Origin of the sequence: Bartonella sp. PS17NMGDW, from assembly GCF_042193555.1 — a bacterium.
GTDB lineage: Bacteria > Pseudomonadota > Alphaproteobacteria > Rhizobiales > Rhizobiaceae > Bartonella > Bartonella grahamii.
This window is the reverse complement of the sequence record NZ_JBHILY010000004.1, coordinates 113636-136907: the sequence shown is the minus strand read 5'-3', so window position 1 is coordinate 136907 and position 23272 is coordinate 113636. Positions and strand designations below refer to the sequence as shown.

Genomic DNA, 23272 nt, shown 5'->3' with positions numbered 1-23272 from the left:
GCGTGCTTTTACGTGATTAAACTAACTTTGTTTGACGAACAACACCTATCATATCTTGACAGCAATTATTTTTACCAGCAATTAAAAGTCCATATTGGTAAGGTTCAATTCCATAAGATAGTAAAGGGGCATCAAGCGATAAAAAACACCCTCCACACTCCTGCAAAATAAGGTCAGCAGCGGCAATATCCCATTCATGACAATTCGGACGAACTAATACGATATCAATTTCATCTTGAGCAACAAGGACAATACGATAAGCAAGAGAAGGAAGATAATGGTAAAGACTAACTCGATTGAGAAAATCATCTGGTAATTTTTGTGCGAGCGATTTATCAAGCGAAATTTTATATTTTCGATGCCCCCCCGAAGTTAAACGAGGAAGTTTTACCCCATTTAATGTTGCCCCTCCACCCGTTACAGCTGCATAAATGTCTCCTTGAGCCGGACATTGTAGAACGCCCACAATAGGACGCCCATTCTCAATAATGGCAACCGAAATACACCAATAAGGACTGCCAGAAAGAAAACCTCGTGTTCCATCAATAGGATCAACCACAAAGGAGCGTTCATAATCTTGTTGTTCTCGATTATCTTTTGTTTCTTCTGAAATCCATCCATAATTTGGACGCGCTCCAAGAAGCTTCTCTTTCAAAAAATGATCAACAGCAAAATCTGCCTCACTGACCGGTGAATTACCTTCTTTAATCCAAACATCCAACGTGCATCCAAAATACCGCATTGCTAAATCTCCTGCCTCTCGACAAACATCACGCAAAAGATTTAAATCAGAAGAATGATGCGTGTTATTTTCCTGCAAGTGTCATCCCTTCAATTAACAATGTTGGAGCCGCCGTACCATAACGCCGATCAATATCATTGGCAGGTGTTAAATGTGCTAACATATGAAGCAAATCAGAACCTAGCGTTACTTCACTCACTGGATAAGCAATTTCACCATTTTCAATCCAAAAACCGGAAGCCCCACGACTATACTGACCAGTAATAAAATCAATGCCATGACCGAATAATTCGGTCACATAAAATCCATTTCGCAAATCTTTTATCATATCACAAGGCGATACTAAACCTGGTTCAATAGCAAAATTTGTACTTGTCGGCTGCACTAATGATGCCGAACGCACACCGCGTCCATTTGTTTTAAGTCCCAATTCACGTGCTGTAGCTGATGAAAGAAGCCAATTTTTTAAAATACCATTTTCAATAATATTGAGTGCTTGCCCCTCTACCCCTTCTCCATCAAAAGGATGAGAAGCATTTCCACGTAATCGCAAAGGTTGATCGGTTACATTAACATTAGGCTTCATCACTTCCTTGCCTAGGAAATTCTGTAAAAGACTTGTTTTACGAGCCACAGAGGCTCCATTGACCATAGATGCGATATGCCCTGCAATTCCGCGAGCCGTACGCGGATTAAAAATAACATCAACACCCCCAGTCGCCGCACGAACTGCACCCAAACGTCGAACAGCACCAAACCCTGCATTCTTTCCAACAGTTTCTGCTGCCTCTAAATCAGAAAAATGTAAGGCTGTTGTATAATCATAATCCCGCTCCATTTGTGTTCCTTCACCTGCAAGAGCACTACAAGAACGTGAAAAACAACTGGAGCGATAGGCTCCACAAAAACCATCGCTGGTCACAAGAATAAACCCACTACGGCCATAAGCTGTTGCAGCGCCACCAGAATTACTTACACCTTTAACATCAAGAGCTGCTGCCTCTGTTTTTAAAGCATCTTCTGTTAAAAAATGACTACTTGGCACAAAATCATCAAAAAGATCAAGATCTTTAGGAGACTTAACCAGACACTCTTTATCTGCCAAACCTTCAAATAAACTATCGGGAGAAGCTTTAGCCATCGCAACAGCACGTTCCGCAAGTTCTTGCGGATAAGACGCTAAATTAGCAGAAACACTTGCTACTTTTTTTCCAACAAAAACCCTTAGAGTAAAATCATTGCTCTCTGCTGCTTCTGTTGATTCGACTTTCCCAAAACGCACTGATACACTGGTAGAATGAGCATGAACAATAACGGCATCAGCAGCATCTGCCCCAGAACGCCTTGCTGCTTCAACCAATGAAACAGCTTTCTCAATCTGGTTTTTGTCAGTCATTATAGACTCCCTGAAATATTTTATTATTTACATTGATAAGCACTCTGACAAATTTATATAAATCAGAATATACTCTTGTATGTTTATTCATAAGATTACGCATATTTCATGCATTTTTTTCTTTTAATGCATCGAATAATTTCCCTTTTAGCTTCTTTATGAAAAGACGCAGTATGTCGTAAAATTTCTTTAGTTTCAAGATTTCTCATTGCCCCTTATCATTTTAGAAAACCCAATCTGTACTGATAATCAAATCAACCGAAAACTTGGCAATCAACAAAAGACCTAGCAATAACACTTGAATTTAAGTCAAAATCCTCAAAAATTCGAAAAGCATAAAACGACTTAAGTCACAAGCCTTATGTCCTCTGGATAGTGAAATAACTTCCTTCATTCCTATAGCACTCTTTAATTTCCAAGCAAGAATCAAGAAAATGCCTTATATTTGTGTATACTTCTTTGCTTCTATAAACTCTCTCACAATAAGATGGCAATCTTGTAAACAAAAAGACATAAACGGAATAAAAAATTTTTCCTTTCATTATGGTTTCAACAAAATGAGCAGTCATAAACTTCTTTACCCTCATGGACGTGGTATCACAAAGAACTCATTTTTTATATTTATCAGAAATAAGTTATAATCATAACATTCTCTCTCGTTTCTAATACGTCTAATCGAGAGCATCTCATTTTTTCATGCGGCATCCTTAATCGGTTATTTTGTTATTAAACAGGCATAATTTGACTGACTTCTTTTTCCTAAAATAAAAGTTCCAAAATACAGGATAGATTTTGATTTAAGAACTATACTCTTTCCCTTCCATTAAAAAATAAAGAAGCGTAGTATTGTCATAAAATGATAATTAATAAAACTTTTATATGAAACTCAACGTTGTATCTATCTTTCAATTCAATCTGCAATAAGCGTATTCTTCCAATTAATTTTGGCAAGTTTATCGCTCATAATTGTTTTAATAGATACAAAAATATTTGCAGAAACTGGGATATCTGTGCGCATTTTAAAAAATCGCTTTTTTAAACATTTAAACCAAATACATACAACGATACGAGATTAATTTTTACGAAAATTAAGGGAGGTTTTATTTTATCATCTAGAGCCTTTTAGAACTTCCACTCTCTAGAAAAGTGATCATCTTTTAATCAAAAAAACACTTTGATTTATAATCATAATTGATCGTTTTGTAATTTGCATAAAAGAATCAAATATCATTAAATTTTCTCCATTTTAAACTTATTTATGTTGAGGAAATCACAACTATTTGCTCTCACATCATGAATAGAGGTAATATTGATAAAACCTATTTAAGAAGAAGTCAAAATGCCTTTTATGAATGCTCCCAAATCAAAAACTATCGCAATACTAGAAACTGGCAAATATCATGACAATATCGACCTCAGATTCACAAGAGCAGAAATAAGCTTCTACAACTTTCTTTATTTTCAGTAAAAATGCGCACCTTATAAGCTTTTATATATTGAATAAAATTCAATGACTTTTATAAGATCTTTGGTGCAAAATTAATTTTCTCAGATGATTTGACTCGATTTCAACGACTAATGAAAAAACAAATCATAGCTCATCGATTTGCTATGTACTCATAACAAATTTTATTCTAACAAGACTAAGGTTTCTGCGCCTTTGTAAAGGTATTAACTTCTTTATAAATGCACCCCCTTACGAGATGATTTTGTTTTCAGTAAGAGCACGTCTGCTCATTTCAATCATTGCATCCCGAAGATGTAACTTAATTTTTGACCCAATAATCATTCCAAAGAAAGGAGAAAATAAACCAGACATGGTTACAGTATGACGAATTTTGTTATTTGAAGAACCCGATTTTGTTGAACAAATATATTCATGATCAAAACTCATACGTGTAAAAGGAAGTTTAGCATAATCAGAAAAGAAAACATTTTTTATAACTTTATCAAGTGTAAAAGTTACTGTAGGTCCCTTTCTAGGTTTCATGCGTCCTGTAGCCCCTTCTTTGAAAGGACCAGAAAGTTCTACCCACTCAAGTTCACTATCCCAACAAGGCCATGATGACACATCTTCCCATATAGCCCAAATTTGCTCAGCACTCGCTTCTGTGTTAATTTCTTCGCTATATATCCATTTAAACATGATAATCTTCCCTGTTTTAGAAATCATTTAGTTTTATTGCTTAAGAATAATATAAAAATTATTCTTAAAAATGTAATAACGATAACACACTTAATACTTTCAGATTTACTTAATATAATGATTAACTCACTAAGCGATATTAATAAAATAAACACACAAATGTTCAGTATAAATGAACACTATTGTCTACCTTAAATAGAAAATATCTGTTTTAAGTTCATACAATAACAAAGATAAAAGTTACGCACTATTTAGGATATAAATGCAGACTGCATAGTTGAAAGCTTTCAGCTGCTAATGAGATGTTGATGATTAATGTGCAGCCGAAAGAAATGAGACAAAAAGGTATCATAACTGTTGTCGTGAAATATATATCCTATTGGAGAAAAAACATTCATCGGTAGTAAAGCTAATAATACACTAAAGCTTTGACAATGTGTTACACTTTTAATGTAGATGAAATTAACAAATCAGCATATAACTTACAAAAATTAGCAGCAATACATACTGCTAATTTAGGTCTAATAGCATTATACCTCAAAGCAATTTTTGGCTAGACAAAAGAACAGATGGCCCCTCTATATTAAAGGGCGTATATTGTAAAAACTCGCTCTTGAGGCTATAAAAAACTTCAAAAAAAATAAGAGATTGAGACAAAAAACATAATGAAATAAAAATTCATCAATTTCTTTAACATCAAAATCTTTTATTTACTTTCTGCTTAACCTTTTAAAAACCATATAAAATGAAGAAAACTGTAAAGAAGCATTTTTTCATCCTACCGGATAAAAACAAGAACTTTCTCAAGATGTAAGCGATCGTAATTTATAGAGACGGATTGCTGTCTCACCATAAAAACGCTCATCATCTAGATAAAAGACGTCAGGTAAATGAATCATTGTATCTTTCTTTTCTTCAAGTATGAAAAGTGTATCAGCTTTTGCCCACCCCCCTCGCAAAGCTTCTACGAAAGCACGTTCCCCTAAACAACGGCTATAGGGAGGATCAGCGCAGATAACATCAAATGGAAGCATAGTGCCAATATTGCCAAGTTTGGTCGCATCGCGACGCAAAATCCGTCCTATCGACTGTAATTCAAAGGCTTCTATATTTTTTTGAAGCAACGCCCGCCCCTCAACCGAGTTTTCAACAAAAACAGCCGCCTTTGCTCCACGTGAAAGTGCTTCGATGCCTAAAGCACCAGTACCAGCAAAAAGATCAAGAATACGTTTATTGGTCCAAAATTGTTCTTCACGGCTAGAAAGAATATTAAAAAGGCTTTCACGTGTACGATCACTCGTTGGGCGAATCGACTGATTAACAGGCGAAAACAAAACACGACCAGCAAATTTACCGCCTATGATCCGCAAGTGAGCCTCCAAATCGCTTCGAAGTTTTTGCACCATCCCTATGTGGTTTAGATTTTTTCATAGCACCACCAAACGATTTTACCTTTTTCTTTCTGTCAAAAGAATGCTCCTCATGTCCACTTTTTATCATGTTCTCTTTATCCTTGAAAAAGCGATCTTTCTTACCAAAGGGATGCGTCTCGTCATAAGATGTTTTGCCACGTTTTTGAACAAAACTTCCCCTCTTCTCTTTGTGTGACGGACTTTCTTTTAGTTTTTCCTTGCCTCGATGAAAGGATTTTTTACCATCCAAACCGCTCTTATGATCATGCGATTTCTCCTCACTATAGGAAGGCTTTCTACGTGTACTCTGGGGACGCGCACCAGGAGCCATCCAAACATTAGCACGGCGAGAACGCGGTAGAAAACGCTCTGCTTTTCCTTCCTCACTTTTCTCCTTCTTTACATTCTCATGAGACTTTGTACTTAATTGCGCGCGACTATGTTCAACAGAACCATCTCTTGGTCGGCGCCGTATCGCCCTTTCACTTGAGAAAACCCAACCATCATTTGCAACAGAAAGATCTTTCTGGCTTTGCTTTTCTGCAACAACTGCAGAATTTGAAAAGGGTTTCAGAATAGGAGCATCAAAATCTGCATTGGCTTGCATAATCAAACGCTCCCCCAACTGATCTCGTAACATCCGCCCTTTTAACTCTTGCACGGCTCCTTCTTCTAAATCAGAGAGATGAAATGGACCATAGGATACACGGATTAATCGATTAACTGATAATCCCAATGCCCCTAAAACATTCTTTATTTCACGATTTTTTCCTTCACGCAAAGCGACAGAAAGCCATACATTCGACCCTTGTTCACGTTCAATTGATGCTTCAATCGAACCATAAAAAATACCATTAATCGCAATACCATTTTTAAGGTTATCCAGCGCACTCTGTTTTACTCTTCCATGAGCACGGACGCGATATTTGCGGACCCATCCTGTTACAGGAAGCTCTAATACACGCGCTAAGCCACCATCATTGGTTAAAAGCAAAAGACCTTCCGTGTTAATGTCAAGCCTTCCAACAGAAAGAACACGCGGCATTCCTTTTGGTAAGTTACTAAATACTGTAGGTCTGCCTTCAGGATCACGGTTCGTGGTGACAAGGCCTGCTGGCTTATGGTAAAGCCATAAACGCGTTCGTTCTATAGGAGGTAAAGGTTTGCCATCAACTTTAATAACATCAGAGCGGCTAACATTAAAAGCAGGCGTTGTCACGACTGTACCATTCACAGAAATACGACCTGCAACAATCATCATTTCTGCATCTCGACGCGAAGCAATACCAGCACGCGCTAACCTTTTAGCAATTCGTTCACTCTCATTATTTTCATTCATTTGCGTTTCAAACCAATCTTTGCCAGTATGTTCAGAAAATTATTCACATGCACCATACCGCTTATCCTGAAAAAGGAAGTAGCATAATCATTTATCATTTTCTATCCTTTAACGACAATAATGTATCTGTCGACTTGCAAGTTTGTTTTAAACTCTTTAAAAATAGAGGTATTCCTTTCATTATAAAAGCGTAATAAATTATTCATTCCATAGCATTCCTTATCGAGATAACCTTTAGATTTTCTATACCTTCAGTAGAAAGAATATTATGACTTTGACGCCCATGGAAATAGCCCTTTTAGAAGCGCAAGGGGCTGCAAAAAAAGATGAAGTTCCCGTAGGTGCTGTCATTACACGTGGAAAAGCTATCATTGCACGCGCTGGTAACTTTATAAAATCTGCATATGACCCTACAGGACACGCAGAAATGCGCGCAATCCGTATGGCTTGCAAAACATTGCAAAGCGAAAGGCTTCCTGATTGCGATCTTTATGTAACACTTGAGCCTTGTGCTATGTGTGCTGCTGCCATTTCATTTGCACGCATACGACGTCTCTATTATGCAACAAATGATCCCAAAGGGGGTGCTATAGAAAATGGTCCACGTTTTTATCAGCAACCAACCTGTCATCACAAACCTGACATTTATTCTGGTTTTAAAGAAAAAGAAGCTGCTCAATTACTTAAAGATTTTTTTGTACAAAAGCGATACTAAAAAAAATTCTTCTTCCATAACTTTCACTCTTTAAAAACTATCCTATTTCTCAAACAAGACTATTAATACTTCTGATATATATAGCAAAAGCTACTTCAAAGCATTTTTTCTCTCTTTTAATCCTGCATATTGCTTCTACTAGATGATACATTCATTCATAAGAATAATTCATTATTTTATATAATAAAATATAAAGTCCAACATATCGTAGATATACTCTCATTTCAAATTACATTGAAGCAATAAAAATCACTTTCTTGCATATCATAAGCGGGATTATCGTCTAGATAAAGAACGTTTTAGAAAAGATTAAAAATGTCTCTTATGAAGGCTCTCAAATGCAAGAATTGTCGCAACATTGGAGTCTGGAAAATAAAATGATGGTATCAGATTTCTCCTTCCTAAGCATAAAGATGGTGAAGCTCAATAGATTTTACGTTATACTATCCACATAAGCGATGTTGTAAAATGAGCTTGAGAAATTCTTCGTGTTAGGAAACGCATAATGACTCTCTCGATGCTGTTGTCATATTGCTATTTCATGAGAATAACGCCCCTCCTACAGCAGCATTATAACTGTGAGTGAATAAAAGCTTGGTATCATAAGTAATTGGAAAAATACTTTACTTTAAATATTTTGTCTTTTCCCTATCGACCAATAGGTGCAGTTTTCGCCGGTTGGCGATAACTTAAAGGTGGTTCAGTGAGGTAGCGACGGTATTTTGAACTTCCAACTTGTGCTCTCTGACGACGTAAATATTCCTGTCGTTGCTTTGCATTCAACTGTGAAGGATTTTCTGAACCAGCACCATTAACTGACGATCCTTTGTGAGGAAAAGGAGTATTTCCTTGATGCTTCTTCGATGCTGCCATTTCATTGACAGATCTATCTTGTTGCGGCACCGGCAAAAATCCGCGCGAACTAGGGCTTGGTATTACAAGTTTTGGATGAGGTTTCATAACAATCTGGCTGCTGTTATTTGTTGGTGTTAATGAAGTAATATTAGCAACATCTTCAAAAAACTGTATCGAAACTGGTTTATCGGTACCATAGGTAGGAGCGGATAAATTGCATCCCGTCAAAACAAAGCACATCCCTAAAATTCCTATTGGAAATATTTTTATTTCACGTTTTCTCACTGCCTATTCCATTCCCTAGGTGTATGGCTGATTAATATTCCCGTTATTTATGAGAGAACGGTCCATACACAAATTTCCCCCCTGCAGATAAAACAACGGAATTTTTCTCGTACCACAAAAAACTATATTCATCAATATGAGAAATTTACTTGCATTTCTTTCCTTTAATCTAAAATTTTAAATCTTGCCAAGAATCTGCAATTCCCGCAAAGCAGCTGCATCACGAGCAGATACATCCGGATAGGCAGGATCACTCCCAACATCTTGTGTATAACGCCATGATCGAGCACATTTTTTTCCTAATGCCTTCTCTGGATATACACCAACACCTTCAACATCACTCAAAGTAAAAGCATCAGAAGGTATTGTATCCTGCGTAATTGTGAGTGCACTGGTAATACAGATCTCCGCCATATCCACATTTTCTAATGCTTCCCGTAAAGCCGGATTGGAAATAAAAACAATAGGAGCGGCTTCTAACGAGGATCCAATACGCTTATCAACGCGCTCAAGCTCTAAAGCACCTGTGACAACTTTACGGACCTGCCGAATTTTTTTCCAACGCTCAGACAAAGATTGGTTTTGCCATTCTTCTGGTACAGAGCGAAATTGTTCCAAATGCACCGATTGGCTTTCTGGGTAACGCTCTAACCAAGCTTCCTCCATAGTAAAAGGTAACATTGGAGCAAGCCATGTTACCATACGCTCAAAAATCTCACGGACAACCTGCAAGGAGGCCTTGCGTTTTTTTGATGAAGGCGCATCACAATAAAGAGAATCCTTGCGGATATCAAAATAAAATGCCGATAACTCAATGATTGAAAAATCCAATAATGCACGCATAATCTTTTTAAAATCAAATTCATCGTAAGCGCGATTAATCAACTGATCAAGTTCAAAAAGCCTATGCAATATAAATTTTTCAAGATCCGGCAGTGCGCCATAAGATATTTCTTCTCCATCATCATATGCTAAAGTTCCAAGCATCCAACGAATTGCATTGCGTAGTTTACGATACGAATCCACATTTGTTTGAAGAATTTTTTTGCCTAAACGCTGATCTTCCCAATAATCAGTTGTCATAACCCAGAGACGAAAAATATCAGCTCCAGATGTTTTAATGATCTCTTGCGGAACAACCGTATTGCCTAAAGATTTAGACATTTTCTTACCATTCTCATCCAAAGTAAAACCGTGTGTGATCACTGCCTTATAGGGAGAGCAAGCACGCGTACCACAGCTTTCCAAAAGAGAAGATTGGAACCATCCGCGATGTTGATCTGAACCTTCAAAATAAACATCAGCAGGCCATTTCAAATCCGCCCTATCTTCCAACACAAAGCTATGGCTTGCTCCAGAATCAAACCAAACATCCAAAATATCATAAACCTGTACCCAAGGCTCATGTGCACGCTCACCTAAAAAACGTTCACGTGCTCCTTCAGCAAACCATGCATCTGCCCCTTCTGCTTCAAAAGCCCGTAAAATACGCTCGTTCACACCTTCATCTTTTAGAATAACACCATCCTCATTCGCAAAAATACAAATAGGAACACCCCAAGAACGCTGACGAGAAAGAACCCAATCAGGACGATCTTCTATCATAGAAGCTAGGCGGTTTTGACCAGAAGACGGCACAAAACGCGTTTTTGAAACAGCTTCCAAAGCCCGACTACGTAAAGTTGAACCATCCCCAAAATCTTTATCCATTGAAATAAACCATTGTGGTGTATTGCGAAAAATAACGGGTTTTTTTGAACGCCAACTATGGGGATAGGAATGCTTTAAACGCCCCCGTGCAAACAATCGATCTGCTTTAATTAAAGCGTTAATGACCTCTTTATTGGCATCACCCATTTTTCCATTATCATCAATAACACGCGCAGGTCCTCCTTCACGATCTGGTCCTAAACCTGGAACATCTTTCGTATAGAACCCTGCATCATCAACAGGAAACGGTATAGACGTATCAATCCCCGTTTGCTCCAGTAAGGACTTATAATCATTCCAAATTTCAAAGTCCTCACGCCCATGGCTTGGTGCTGTATGGACAAAACCTGTACCAGCACTCTCTGTTACGTGCGAACCATCAAGCAATGGAATTTTAAAGTTATACCCCCCAGCCAAACCTTTGAGTGGATGAGAAAGAACAAGAGCTTTCAATTCTTCAGCAGAAATAACACGCAAACGCTTCAAAACAAGTTTGGCTTTTTCTGCACAAATCATTGCTAAAGCGTCTGCAAAGAGAAGCTTTTCTCCCACTTGAGGACCAAAATCATTTTCAGCACTTTCAACTTCGTAAATACCATAAGAAATCTGTGAAGAATAACTCACTGCACGATTGCTTGGAATTGTCCACGGCGTTGTTGTCCAAATGACGACATAAGCACCATATAAATCATCAGAATTTGCTTCAAAAACAGGAAACTTAACCCAAAGCACCTCTGATTCATGATCATGATATTCAATCTCAGCCTCTGCCAAAGCCGTACGCTCTACAACAGACCACATCACCGGCTTGGAACCACGATAGATCTGATCTGACATAGCAAATTTTATCAATTCACTGGCAATGCGTGCTTCTGCATGGAAAGCCATTGTAGTATAAGGCGTGTTAAAATCTCCCATGACACCAAGGCGTTTAAATTCTTCACTTTGAACGGTTACCCAATGCTGTGCAAATTCACGGCATTCTTGACGAAACTCGTTAAGCGGTACCTCATCCTTATTTTTTCCTTGTGCTCGATATTTTTCTTCAATTTTCCATTCAATTGGAAGCCCATGGCAATCCCAACCAGGTACATAATTTGCATTAAAACCGCGCATTTGGAATGAACGGACAACCACATCCTTTAAAACTTTGTTTAAAGCATGCCCAATATGAATATGTCCATTTGCATAAGGTGGACCATCATGAAGAATATAAAATGGACGATCTTTTGCTTGTTGGCGCAATTGCGCATAAAGCCCCATATTTTCCCAACGCGCCATCAATTCAAGCTCTTTTTGCGGAAGCCCTGCACGCATAGGAAAATTTGTCTGTGGGAGATAAAGAGTTTTTGAATAATCTATTGTTTCATTTTTCACAGTCATTGTGAAATATTCCTGTCCACTTTTACGATTTCATTTTTGCATAACTTCCCTGAACCCTGCAACTCTGGTTTTTATCTATAGGGAAAGCCGAGCTTATCATTCGTATTAAGCAGCGATCAGGAAAATATATCATCACACTCTATGGGCTTTATCATGAAATTCACAAGAAAAGAAACCAAAAAGTGATCTTTTAAAAAATAAAGGCTCCACTAATAGTGGAGCCTCTTAGAAATTTACTCTTTAAAAAATTAGAATTTATAAGCTACACCAACGCGGAAATCATTGGTTTTGTAGTTAACTTCAAGTTTTTCCTTTGCAAATTTCTTTTTACCAAAATCAGAGTAACGATATTCTGCACGTACAATCACATTATCCAGAAGCGAGAAATCAACGCCACCACCAAGTGTGTAACCAATCATGGTTTTTGTTTCATCAGCTAAGTTCTTAGAAGAAACGACTCTTCCATCCTCATCCTTAACGGATATTGATACAGTGTCTTGGAACTGCCCATAAGCAATACCACCAGCAAGATAAGGCATAAAGCGATCAGCAGCAAAACCAATACGTACCCGTGTAGCACCACCCCAATTTTGTTTGAAAGTATGACTTAAAGTTTCAACTTCATCCTCTTGATCAAGACCAAGTTCAGAAGCCAGCTTTTTCATTTGTTCTATACCATATGCACTGGAATTGTTCTTATCCACCACTTGTGTACTTTGTGCACCATGTCCAGCCACATTCTGTCCACCATGAGAACGAGAAGCATGTGAATTAGTACCATGCGCATGAGCGCCAGAGCCATGCCCACCTCCATGAGAAGCACCATGCGGATTAGCATTATTTCCACTACCATGGGCGCCATGATGACCTCCGTGTTGGGCTCCGCTTGTTCCATTGGAAGCTTTTGCTGACTCAGAGGTTGAACCTGATCTCGCGAGTACAGGTGTCCCTCCGCTCTGTACTGTTCTTTCCGCTGCTGATGATTGCGATGCTGATTGTACCGATGTAGCTGCTTTTGCTGCTGGCTGTACTACTGGTGCTACAGTAGGTTGTACTTGTGCAGGCACTACTGATGCAGTAGCTGATCGCGATGCTGACTGCGCATCTGGTTGTGATCTACCTACCCCACCTAACGATGCCCCTCCTGTATCTGATCTTCCCAATGAGGATGATACCGCTTGCACTGCTTTAGGGGAGGATGATTGTGCTACTACTGACGGTACAGATGGTATTCTTGACGATGCTGTTGAAACTCTTGGATTTCCCCCTCCCACTACCACTGTTTTTTTTGCTGTTACATTAACATCGCCAGAACTTCTAGCTGTTGCTGCTTGATTTGATTGTGCTACTCCTGCTTGCGCTTGACCGGATTGCGTTGCAGCAGATTGTTCTGACGTGGATCCTGCTACTGGAGTTCCTAATGTTGCAGTTCTTGCACCAACAGCTGTTCCTGGCGCAGGTTTTGCTGGTGCAGGTTTTGCTAGTGCAGGTTTTGCTGGTGCAGGTTTTCCTACACCAGCAGATCCTCCTGAAACGGCTTTTGGTGCTTGTGCTTGTTCTTGTGCTCCTCTTCCTGCTTGCGGAGCTGGGCTTGGAGGCGTTTGTGGCTTTGCGGATCTGCGGGATCTTACGACTGCATTTTCTATTGTAGTGTTATCAGCCGCACCTATGGTAATTGTCTTTGTGTGTTTTTTACCAGATATCATTAAATCCGTATCGACACCAAAAATAAAGTTATCACCGAGATCAATATTAGAACCTGCATAAAAACCACCTACAAAACCCGAAAGTTTAGGAGAGATCTCTTTATCTAGTGGCAAATTCTTTTCTTGATCAACAAGAGCTATGTCAGATTTGCTCGAAAAACCACCAGCTTGGACACCTAAATAAAGACCTGTCCATGAAAAAGTAGGCGCAACAATGGTAGAAGATGTCGATGGTGCTGGTTGATGAGGAATCATAACATCAGCAGCTAGCGCTGTAGACGCTGAAATTAAAGAAAAAATAGATGCTGTTATTAAACGTTTTGTATTCATAAAATCTCTCCAAATATCCAAAATGAAATGTATATAGAGCATCTTTTTTGAAAGATCTGTAGCAAAAATGACACACTCACAAAAAAATAAAAATTTTTTGAAAATAAGGCTTCTTAAACTTTCAATTTTGCATTCAATGAGAATTTGTAAACTAAATCACACCAGAATTATGTGTCTTAAAGTTGGATTCATTTTCATTAAATTTTCGCATAACTGTTAATGATAATATTCTTTATAAATTTCTTTTTACCGAAATTTGAATAACAGTATTCTGCATGCAATAAACTATCATCTGTCATTGCAAAATCAATGCCAACGAAAACAGTGAAATCAAATATTGCCTTTTTTTAAAACCAAGCGCCATCAAAGTTTCATCTATTTATCAACATGATCTACTTTTGGTGCTTTAGCGATAGTATTTTGTATCTAAAATTAAGAGAAACAAAAGACTTATTCAAACACTCGCAAAAAAACTTTTAGATTCTTTGCGTAAATATCTTCATCATGACACATCGGTTTAATTTATAAGGATAATTTATTGTTTTTATGTTGAATGAAAAAACTAATACTGTAGGATTTTATCATTAAAAACCTGTTCTATGTTGTATTAATCAAAACCATGTCTCTCGATAGCGGAAACAGTCTGTGGACAAAAAACATTAAAAGAATTTTAAATGCCTCTTATGAACGCTTCTAACAGCCAAGGTCTGTCCACCAACATTGGTGGCTGGCAAAGTTGTATGATGATGCTAGCTTGCTCTTTTTATTAAGCGTGTAACGATAGTGGTGGCCTATAGATTTTATATTATTTCATTGGGAGGTTTTACCGTCTTATATCACTCACGGATACTGACATGAAGTGGGCTTGATGTACTTTGAAAAATATTTCTTTAAAACAAATGTGTGAATACACAACAACAAGTGTATTCCGTTTGGGGCGTTCTGTTTTGCATGAGGAGTGTGATCCCATAAAAAGAATGCAATAAACAAAAACGTAAAGCTAAATTAAAAGAAGAGGATAAAGTTGAAAACTAGTTTTTCTCTTTGTTACTTCATATGCTTCCCCAATGAGACTGTATTTCCCAAAGCTTACTCCAACAGATATATGTAATACGCTCACTCTAATCTGGTATATACAGAATAAATTTAATCACTGGTTATGATCTTTTCCTATTTCTGAGATTAATTGAATACTTTTCACTTAGGCGTAAAATGATAGCCATGATATAAGATTTTATGTAATCAGTAGCTATAAAATCCATATATACCACCAATTCGCCCTCTATAATATAAAACTTTTTTCTCTAAAGTCTTATAGCACAAAATGATACAAATAAAAATAGAAGGGATTAAGAGATATAGAATAGAGAGCTAATAAAATAAAGGCCCCGTTAAACGAGGCCTTAGTATTTTTTATGCTTCTAATTTCATTTTTACGAAATTAGAATTTGTAAGCGACACCTACACGGAAGTCATTGGTTTTGTAATTGAATTCACGTGTATCGTTTGCGAACTTCTTTTTACCAAAATCGGAGTAACGGTATTCTGCACGTAAAAGAACGTTGTCTGTCATTGCAAAGTCAACTCCACCACCAATAGTGAAACCAAGCATTGTCTTCGTGTCATCAGCCCAAGTACCACCAGTCAAATCTATGGCTTGCTTAGCCTCTGCGTCTGGCACTTTTTCATCCCCGTCAGCTTTCTGCTCAACTTTAGCTCTCTCTCCTTTTCCTGCAACGGATTGAATGCCCTGTACCTGCGCATAGGCAATACCACCAGCAACATAAGGCATAATACGGTCAACAGCAGCAAAACCGATACGGACGCGTGTCGCACCAGACCATTTTTCTTTGTAACTGTGCGTTTCTGTTACCTTGTCACCTTCTGCAAACTGCTGCTGATCTTTTAGTTCAACCTTAGCTTTTTCAAGGGCAGCATTAAAATTTTCTGCATCTTTTTCAGTAAGAGTCAATTCACGGGCTTTTTTTGATTCTTCACGGCCTGCCCAAACTGCATCGGTTTCAACCCCGAGAATGAGACCATTTCCGAGGTCTACGTTAGATCCGGCATAAATACCACCCATGAAACCAGAAGGACTAGGTGTGTTATCTTTTTTGAAAAGTTCTTTATCCGCTCCTGGAATAGTTACTTTAGTTTTACTCGAAAAGTTGCCAACTTGACCACCAAGATAAAAACCCGTCCAAGAAAACGAAGGGGCTGCTGCGATAACTGCTGGTGCGACTTCATGAGGGATCATCACATCAGCAGCCTGTGCTGCAGAAGCTGAAATTAAAGCAGCAGCAGAAGTTGCTATTAAAGATTTTGTATTCATAATTTTGCTCCTAAATTAACTATAAGATGACCTTACAAGATTATAGATAGAAAAGCTGTAGTAAAAATGTCACAGTCATACAAATAAAAGCCTAGAAAACAGCGGTTTTATAAAAGTCAAGATCTCTTTAAAATTTAATTTTTTATTAATACTTTGTATTCATAATTGCGCTTTTGATGAAATTAGACCTTGTAAGCGACACCTACATAAAAGTCATTGTTTTGTAGCCTAGTTTAAGGTAATCTTTTTTAAATTCCTTCTTACCAAAGTCTGAGTAGCGATATTCCGCACGAAGAAGAATATGATCTGTCATCGTGAAATCTATACCACCACCAAGGGTAAAACCCACCAACGTTTTTGATTTATCAAATACCGTAGCAGCAACTTCTTTACTTGACTTACCATTTGCCGACTTTTTTGTTTCTGAAACTTTATCGACACCTTGTATTTGCGCATAGGCAATACCATTGGCAACATAAGGCATAATGCGGTCAGCGACGGAAAAACCAACACAAACCCGTGTTGCACCAGACTATTTTTCTTTGAAACCAATACGATACACTGCTGTGTCACCTTTTTGAAACTTTTTATTTTCATCCAATGTAACACCAGCAATGCAACACCAGCATCTTCAAATTCATCATTAAAATCATTAAATTCGTCAATCGCAAGAATCTTTGAGACCGTCTTCGTCTCTCCTCGGTCTGCCCAGACTGCATCGGTTTCAACACCTAGAATGAGGACATTTCCAAGATCTACATTAGAACCTAATTGGAACCTACATAAATACCACCCATGAAACCTGAAGGTTTAGGTAGTCCATCTTTATCTGAAGTTTTTTCTTTTGTCTCTAAATCAAATACATCAATTTTGACTTAAAAAGTTGCTAACTTGACCACCAAGATAAAAATTTATCCAAGAAAACGAAAGAGCTGTGATAACTGCTGGGATTGTTTCACGAAGAAGAATAATGTCTGCAGCTTATGTCGTAAAAGCTGCTGCCATAGCGATAACAAAAAGTTGTTACTAAAGATTTTATATTCGTAAACTTTGCGCCTCATTTATTTAGAGGATAATGCTACAAGATTACAGAAAGAAAAGCTGTAGTAAAAAATAATACAGTTATAGAAAATGGAGGATGCACTCAAAACAAAATCGCTGCATGACTTTACAACGTTATTAACTTCACTCCGTACGAGAATTCGTAAGTTAACTTATCGATTTTGAATGTAATTCTTGTCTGTCGTTTATGAAAATATTTTTATATCTCCAATAAATATGGAGTGAGTAATAATATAACAACAGAAAATAATAGAGGCTCTGTCAAAGACAGAGCCTCTTGGAAGTTTATTTCGTTTTTTACAAAATTAGAATTTGTATGCAACGCCAACACGGAAATCATTGGTTCTGAAATTATATTCTTTTTCTTTTGCAAAAAATTTCTTTTTACCATAGTCCGAGTAACGGTATTCTGCACGCAACAGGACATTATCAGTCACAGCAAAATCAAGACCGCCACCAATAGTGAAACCAACCATTGTTGCTGTTTCAGCAGATGAACCTGAAACAAAAGTTTTATCACCTACCTTCACTTCTCCATGAGCAGCCTCTAGCTGTGTATAGGCAACACCTCCAGCAACATAAGGCATAATGCGGTCAGCAGCAGCAAAACCAATACGTACTCGCGTAGCACCAGCCCATTTCTGTTTAAAACCAACAGCTTCTGATACATCCACAGCTTCTTGTGCACCTGCACTTCTAATACTTAAACTCTTTACAGTTCCACCACCTTGAGGAGTTTCAGTTCCACCACCTTGAGGAGTTTCAGTTCCACCACCTTGAGGAGTTTCAGTTCCACCAGCTGGAGGAGTTACAGTTCCACCAGCTGGAGGAGTTACAGTTCCACCAGCTGGAGGAGTTACAGTTTCAGAAGCTACTCGCACATCCTTTTTGCCAGACCAGATCATATCTGTTTCAACACCTAATATAATGCCGTTTCCAAGATCAAAGTTAGATCCTGCATAAAAACCACCAATCATACCTGAAAGTTTAGGTGATAAGTCTTTAAAAACTGAAGTCTCTTTATCTTTATCTTTTAAGTCAATTTTACTTGAAAAACCACCAATCTGACCACCGATATAAAAGCCTGTCCAAGAAAATGAAGGGGCTGAGATGACTGCTGGGGCTGTTTCACGAGGGATGATAACATCAGCAGCTTGTGCTGCAGAAGCTGCCGCTATAGCGATAACAGAAGTTGTTACTAAAGATTTTATATTCATAAACTTTGCTCCTAATTTATTTATGAGCACAGTGCTACAAGATTACAGAAAGAAAAGCTGTAGTAAAAATGATACAGTCACAGAAAATGGAGGGCACATCCCAGACAAAACCAATTCATAGCTCGATTTTGTACGAGAAACTTAAAAAATATATATAAATAACTTATTGATTTTTAAATGTAATTATTGTTTATTGTCTATGATTTTTTTAAGAAAATATGAATAATATTTCTCCACATCCACAATAAATTATGTATTGTGTGATAATATAGCAACAGAGAATAACAGAGGTGCTGCCTTCGACAGCGCCTCTGTTGTTTAACTTATCATCTATTAAAATTTGTAAGCAACACCAACTCGGAAATCATTGGTTTTGTAAGATGTCTCATATTTATCATTTGAGAATTTCTTTTTACCAAAATCAGAGTAACGATATTCCGCACGGACAATAACGTTATTGGTCATAGCTAAATCAACACCAGCACCCAGAGTGTAACCAACAAGGGTCTTTGTTTCATCAGACAAGATACCAGAAGCTATTACTTTATCTGAATCTTTGCCTGTTATTGAAATCGATGCAGTATCTTGAAGCTGTGTATAGGCGATACCACCAGCAACATAAGGCATAATGCGTTCAGCTGCAAAACCAATACGTACACGTGTCGCACCAGCCCACTTTTCTTTAAAAGTGAAACTGTGGGTCCGTTTAGCACCAGCTTCAAGCGCATCTTTACCAATACTAATTCCAGATTCTGTTAATATCTTCTTAATATAATTTATGTGATTTGGAAGAATAACATATGTGTTTCCTGTCTTCGTGTCATCTTTATTAGACCACACGATATCTGTATCAACACCTAAAATAAGGCCATTGCCGAGATCAACGTTGGAACCTGCGTAAAGACCACCCATGAAACCAGATAGTTTAGGCAAAAGGTCATCAGGCGCTGGAATCTTTTTTCCGTTACTGAGAATATCCATTTTCGTTTTACCCGAAAAACCACCAATCTGGCCTCCAACATAAAAACCTGTCCAAGAAAAAGTTGGAGCAACAATAACGGGAGCAACAGGTGTTGGACTTGGGGGAACAATAACATCTGCTGCTTGTGCTGCTGAAGCTGAAACAAAAGCGAAAGCAGAAGCTGTTATTAACCATTTCATATTCATATTTTCTCTCCATAGCTGAATATTTATTTGAACACATCGTTTCATATAGAGCCCAAACTTCAGATATCTGTAGCAAAAATGATACACTCATAAAAAAAACAAAAAGCCAATCAAATCACCTTTGATTGCTTGATCTGTAATAAATGAGAATTGAACTATGCCAATGTACAAATGATTGTCTCTTGTCACATTTGCTCTTCTTTATAAATTTTTCAAAAATATCTGCGTTATCACCGTGGAAAGCATGTGCTCTTGTCTAATGAAAAATTATCCTTTTATATTAAATTCAAATGCTCTCATCTTAAACCATTGTATATTCAAGCAACAAAAATCATCCCTCTATACATTACAAACGAGCAAGTATGTGAAACCGTTAAAAAACTAAAAATGTCACTTATGAATGTTTTCAATAGCAAGAACTGTCAAATGCAACCGTTCTATTTAAATTTATACAAATAACGTTTTTACCTTCATCCTTCGCATAACCAAATATGAAAACTATGTATTCGTTTTTTTCATAAAAAGGATGCTTATTTCAAACATAAACTTGTATCGCACAAAATAAGACTTCCAATAATCCATGGATTGAAACAAGATCACATGCAACTTGCCTGCTCTTTATTTTTACTTTAGGCATTTATTGTTTTTAAATATTTACCATTTTTTTCTTCTTTCAACCTTATAGTAAAGTCTTTTTCAGAGCTTCAGCCTTATTTCTAGGCTATCATTTCATACTCCATTACAAGACTAAATTGAAAAAAATGCCTAAAGACAAGAAACTGGTATGATAAATGCTGACATCTATATTAAAACTCTCCCTAAAGCAAAAAAGATGAGAGATCTTTCTTAAAGTGTTCACACCAAACTTTGCTTTGAAAGTCATTAATTTGGTAGAGCAAATATCTGATATTTTGAATCATAGACAAATAAAGAATATTTTATAAAATTCTGTAGTCACATATCGTAAGATTCTCTCATTCCAAACTGGTTGCATATCGCAATCAATCAAAATCATTCGCTTGCACATTACAAGCAAGAAAAGCCGTGTCGATAAAAACTGTACAAGAAAGGATTAAAAACGCCTCCTTATGAATCGTCTCACATACCAAAGGCTGTCACAATATTGAGAACTAGCAAAGTGTGTGATGAATGCTGGCTTTTCACCTTCATAAGCGTAAAGGCGGTAGTACTCAATGGATTTACCATTATACCTTTCATAAATGGCGTCGCGAAATAGGCTTGTGAGCATTGAGAAATGTTTCTTTAAAACAAGCTCACGTAAGTATGCAACTCAATGGCGTTTTATTCCTTGAAACACACCAAGATCAAAAGTTTAACATTAAAATAAATACTTGGCTTTCTTCTCGATTTGGATGAAGCGTCCTATCAGACCCTGTCTGCAAATAGTCCAGATTTTTGTCGAGTGGGTTTCATTTAGCTTCCCATTCATGTAATTCACTTAACCAAAGATTCCCTATAGACAAGTCCTTCACTAATCCCACCCCATACTCTAAAAGCACTTATCAAGGCGTTTTACATGCCTTATATAACCACACTTAAAATGACGATCGGCATAACAAAATAACCCGAAATCTCTAGGCTATATTCATCTAAACCCATGAATTTTGTAACGACTGGTTGCTATTATACAGTACTATTCGTTCACTAAAATCTCCCTGCTCGTATCTTTTCCGAACAGTACTCTTCATTCTCACCGTATACAATTATAACACCATTTAAAAAAATAGCTCCCCTCCTGTTTTCAGGTGATAATATCTCTTTTCTTCATTTTTCGAGCATACGTTACAGCTCTCAATGTTGTTTTCTCACTTTTTAAAAACTCATTGGACTTCGTGTAAATAGGTTTGGTCGTCCTCTTTTCCCTAGTCCTTTTTTAGGATTATATCCTCTTTTTTTACCAGAATGTGACACAGGTACTAACTTAACTGCTGTTATGTATTCACTGTTATTTGTGCAAGAAAGTTCTATTTGAAAAACTTCAGATAATACCTTGCGAAGCTGTTCACCAGAAAAAAGACCTATTGGAGGAACAGCCGAAGATGCTCTCTGTATAAGGTTTTGAGACGCTAAAAAACTCGCACCCTGAGCGATAGAGATTGAAGCAAAAGTAGCAAAAGCTGTAATAAAATATTTTATGTTCATAAATTAACCTCATTAAATATCCATAATGGATTTTACCTAGTGCCTTCATTGCAAATTTCTAGAGAAAAATAATATGTTTATAGATAAAAAGTGAAAATCCTTACAAATAAAGCTTTGGAGCCCTTTTGATTTTAAAATAAAAGCAAATTGCCCTGCTCTACCAACATAGAAATCACTTATTGAGTAATAAATTAAAGGCACGAAGTATCGTCTGAAAATAATAAACTATACGAGCCTCACATAAACAATTGATTTATAAATATAATGTACATTTCCTCACACAAAATGAGCCCCTAGAATATCAGAATATTCTCTCATTCCAAACTTGTTCATTATACATTAAGCAAATTTATTCGCTTCCACATCATAAATGAAGTTTGTATAGAGATAAAACTCTTGAAAACAGGGGGATTCTTACGAATCTATTTAAATGCAAAAGCTATTGCAACGTTTTGACTTAGTAAAAAGCGCTCTTGCTGACTTGTTTCTAGCACACTTTTCTAGGAGTTGCTCTTTGCATTGTTCAGTGCAATCGTAGTTATCTGTATACATTAATCATATAATATATTGATTTATAATGATAGTTTAGCGTTATTCATATTGAGTAAAAACCCTGAATACCGTAAGATTCTCTCATCCAAATCTTTTTCATGTTGAATCCATCAAAACCATTTGATTGCATGTTACAAGTGGGGAGAGCTGTGTAGACAAAAATAAAAAAGACTAAAAATGCCTCTTATAAACCATCCCAAGTGCCAAGAGCTACACAACATTGGGAGTTGGCAAATTGTGTGATGGTAGCGGCTTGTTACTCCATAAGCGTAAAGATGGTAGCGGCTTGTTACTCCATAAGCGTAAAGATGGGAGTGCTCAACGAATTTTATATCATATTTTGGGGCTTTATCGTTATACCACTCATAAGCGCCGCCGTGAAATGAGCTTGGGTGCCGGTTTATTTTAAAAAAAGCACATGAATTAGCAACACAAATATATTCCGTTTAGGGCGTTCTGTTTTACATGAAGAACGTAAATCCATTAAAAACGTGAGAAACAAAAGCGTGAGGCAATGCGTAATCTCTATTATTTAACAGACATTGCTTTAGATACTTTTGAAAGTCGTAAAGCAGAATTAAAAATGATGGTAAAGATAAGATTTGGTTTTTATATTTACGCCTTCATATTTTTTCCCAATTAGGCTGTGTACTGGTTTCAGAGATTTAGGTCTTCGAACCTACCATATGTTTCAAAACTCTCCTCAAAATTGCTTTTTTCAAATAAAAGCTGTTACAAAAGTAAAAAATATGAATTCGCA

Annotated in this window: 14 protein-coding genes and 1 pseudogene; 2 read left to right on the top strand and 13 right to left on the bottom strand. The window is 37.2% G+C overall.

Annotation, left to right across the window (positions count from 1 at the left end):
- Positions 1-16: 16 nt before the first annotated feature.
- From ACFIJK_RS04500 to ACFIJK_RS04480, 5 genes are all read right to left on the bottom strand, one after another.
- Complete coding sequence (locus ACFIJK_RS04500) at positions 17-820, bottom strand: 3'(2'),5'-bisphosphate nucleotidase CysQ (RefSeq protein WP_375626835.1); 804 nt, start codon at positions 818-820, stop codon at positions 17-19.
- Positions 807-2138, bottom strand: a complete 1332-nt coding sequence (locus ACFIJK_RS04495; protein ID WP_375626833.1) for a TldD/PmbA family protein — start codon at positions 2136-2138, stop codon at positions 807-809. Before ACFIJK_RS04495 ends, ACFIJK_RS04500 begins: the two co-directional genes overlap by 14 nt.
- A 1696-nt stretch (positions 2139-3834) precedes the next feature.
- Complete coding sequence (locus ACFIJK_RS04490) at positions 3835-4284, bottom strand: hypothetical protein (protein WP_375626831.1); 450 nt, start codon at positions 4282-4284, stop codon at positions 3835-3837.
- Positions 4285-5087: 803 nt separating this feature from the next.
- A complete protein-coding gene (rsmD, locus tag ACFIJK_RS04485; RefSeq protein ID WP_375625702.1) occupies positions 5088-5654 on the bottom strand; it encodes a 16S rRNA (guanine(966)-N(2))-methyltransferase RsmD in 567 nt (188 codons plus the stop codon).
- Positions 5635-7035, bottom strand: a complete 1401-nt coding sequence (locus ACFIJK_RS04480; protein WP_375626829.1) for a pseudouridine synthase — start codon at positions 7033-7035, stop codon at positions 5635-5637. Before ACFIJK_RS04480 ends, rsmD begins: the two co-directional genes overlap by 20 nt.
- A gap of 268 nt (positions 7036-7303) precedes the next feature.
- Between ACFIJK_RS04480 and ACFIJK_RS04475 the strand changes: the two genes are divergently transcribed.
- Complete coding sequence (locus tag ACFIJK_RS04475) at positions 7304-7750, top strand: nucleoside deaminase (RefSeq protein WP_375625699.1); 447 nt, start codon at positions 7304-7306, stop codon at positions 7748-7750.
- A gap of 648 nt (positions 7751-8398) precedes the next feature.
- Here ACFIJK_RS04475 and ACFIJK_RS04470 read toward each other — a convergent pair.
- The 8 genes from ACFIJK_RS04470 to ACFIJK_RS04435 all read right to left on the bottom strand — a co-directional run bounded on the left by ACFIJK_RS04470 (position 8399) and on the right by ACFIJK_RS04435 (position 21960).
- Positions 8399-8890, bottom strand: a complete 492-nt coding sequence (locus ACFIJK_RS04470) for a hypothetical protein (RefSeq protein ID WP_375625697.1) — start codon at positions 8888-8890, stop codon at positions 8399-8401.
- A 177-nt stretch (positions 8891-9067) separates the two neighbouring features.
- Positions 9068-11983, bottom strand: a complete 2916-nt coding sequence (gene ileS / locus ACFIJK_RS04465; RefSeq protein ID WP_375626826.1) for an isoleucine--tRNA ligase — start codon at positions 11981-11983, stop codon at positions 9068-9070.
- 248 nt (positions 11984-12231) lie between these two features.
- Complete coding sequence (locus tag ACFIJK_RS04460; RefSeq protein WP_375626824.1) at positions 12232-14019, bottom strand: porin; 1788 nt, start codon at positions 14017-14019, stop codon at positions 12232-12234.
- Between the two features lie 1441 nt (positions 14020-15460).
- A complete protein-coding gene (locus ACFIJK_RS04455) occupies positions 15461-16351 on the bottom strand; it encodes an outer membrane protein (protein ID WP_375626822.1) in 891 nt (296 codons plus the stop codon).
- Between the two features lie 202 nt (positions 16352-16553).
- Positions 16554-16835, bottom strand: coding sequence for an outer membrane protein (locus ACFIJK_RS04450; protein ID WP_375626820.1), 282 nt, complete (start codon positions 16833-16835; stop codon positions 16554-16556).
- An 883-nt stretch (positions 16836-17718) separates the two neighbouring features.
- A complete protein-coding gene (locus ACFIJK_RS04445) occupies positions 17719-18630 on the bottom strand; it encodes a porin (protein WP_375626818.1) in 912 nt (303 codons plus the stop codon).
- A 333-nt stretch (positions 18631-18963) separates the two neighbouring features.
- Complete coding sequence (locus ACFIJK_RS04440) at positions 18964-19797, bottom strand: outer membrane protein (RefSeq protein WP_375626816.1); 834 nt, start codon at positions 19795-19797, stop codon at positions 18964-18966.
- Positions 19798-21630: 1833 nt separating this feature from the next.
- A complete protein-coding gene (locus ACFIJK_RS04435) occupies positions 21631-21960 on the bottom strand; it encodes a hypothetical protein (RefSeq protein WP_375626814.1) in 330 nt (109 codons plus the stop codon).
- Between the two features lie 729 nt (positions 21961-22689).
- Between ACFIJK_RS04435 and ACFIJK_RS04430 the strand changes: the two are divergent.
- Positions 22690-23178 (top strand): annotated as a pseudogene (locus tag ACFIJK_RS04430) (hypothetical protein); the annotation flags it as partial.
- Positions 23179-23272: the final 94 nt, after the last annotated feature.

Bases quoted from the DNA above. Each gene is read 5' to 3' on its own strand.
- ACFIJK_RS04490 (WP_375626831.1), bottom strand. From the start codon at position 4,284: ATGTTTAAATGGATATATAGCGAAGAAATTAACACAGAAGCGAGTGCT.
- ileS (WP_375626826.1), bottom strand. From the start codon at position 11,983: ATGACTGTGAAAAATGAAACAATAGATTATTCAAAAACTCTTTATCTC.
- ACFIJK_RS04435 (WP_375626814.1), bottom strand. From the start codon at position 21,960: ATGAACATAAAATATTTTATTACAGCTTTTGCTACTTTTGCTTCAATC.
- ACFIJK_RS04475 (WP_375625699.1), top strand. From the start codon at position 7,304: ATGACTTTGACGCCCATGGAAATAGCCCTTTTAGAAGCGCAAGGGGCT.
- ACFIJK_RS04450 (WP_375626820.1), bottom strand. From the start codon at position 16,835: ATGCCTTATGTTGCCAATGGTATTGCCTATGCGCAAATACAAGGTGTC.
- ACFIJK_RS04480 (WP_375626829.1), bottom strand. From the start codon at position 7,035: ATGAATGAAAATAATGAGAGTGAACGAATTGCTAAAAGGTTAGCGCGT.
- ACFIJK_RS04455 (WP_375626822.1), bottom strand. From the start codon at position 16,351: ATGAATACAAAATCTTTAATAGCAACTTCTGCTGCTGCTTTAATTTCA.
- ACFIJK_RS04440 (WP_375626816.1), bottom strand. From the start codon at position 19,797: ATGAATATGAAATGGTTAATAACAGCTTCTGCTTTCGCTTTTGTTTCA.
- ACFIJK_RS04495 (WP_375626833.1), bottom strand. From the start codon at position 2,138: ATGACTGACAAAAACCAGATTGAGAAAGCTGTTTCATTGGTTGAAGCA.
- ACFIJK_RS04445 (WP_375626818.1), bottom strand. From the start codon at position 18,630: ATGAATATAAAATCTTTAGTAACAACTTCTGTTATCGCTATAGCGGCA.
- ACFIJK_RS04460 (WP_375626824.1), bottom strand. From the start codon at position 14,019: ATGAATACAAAACGTTTAATAACAGCATCTATTTTTTCTTTAATTTCA.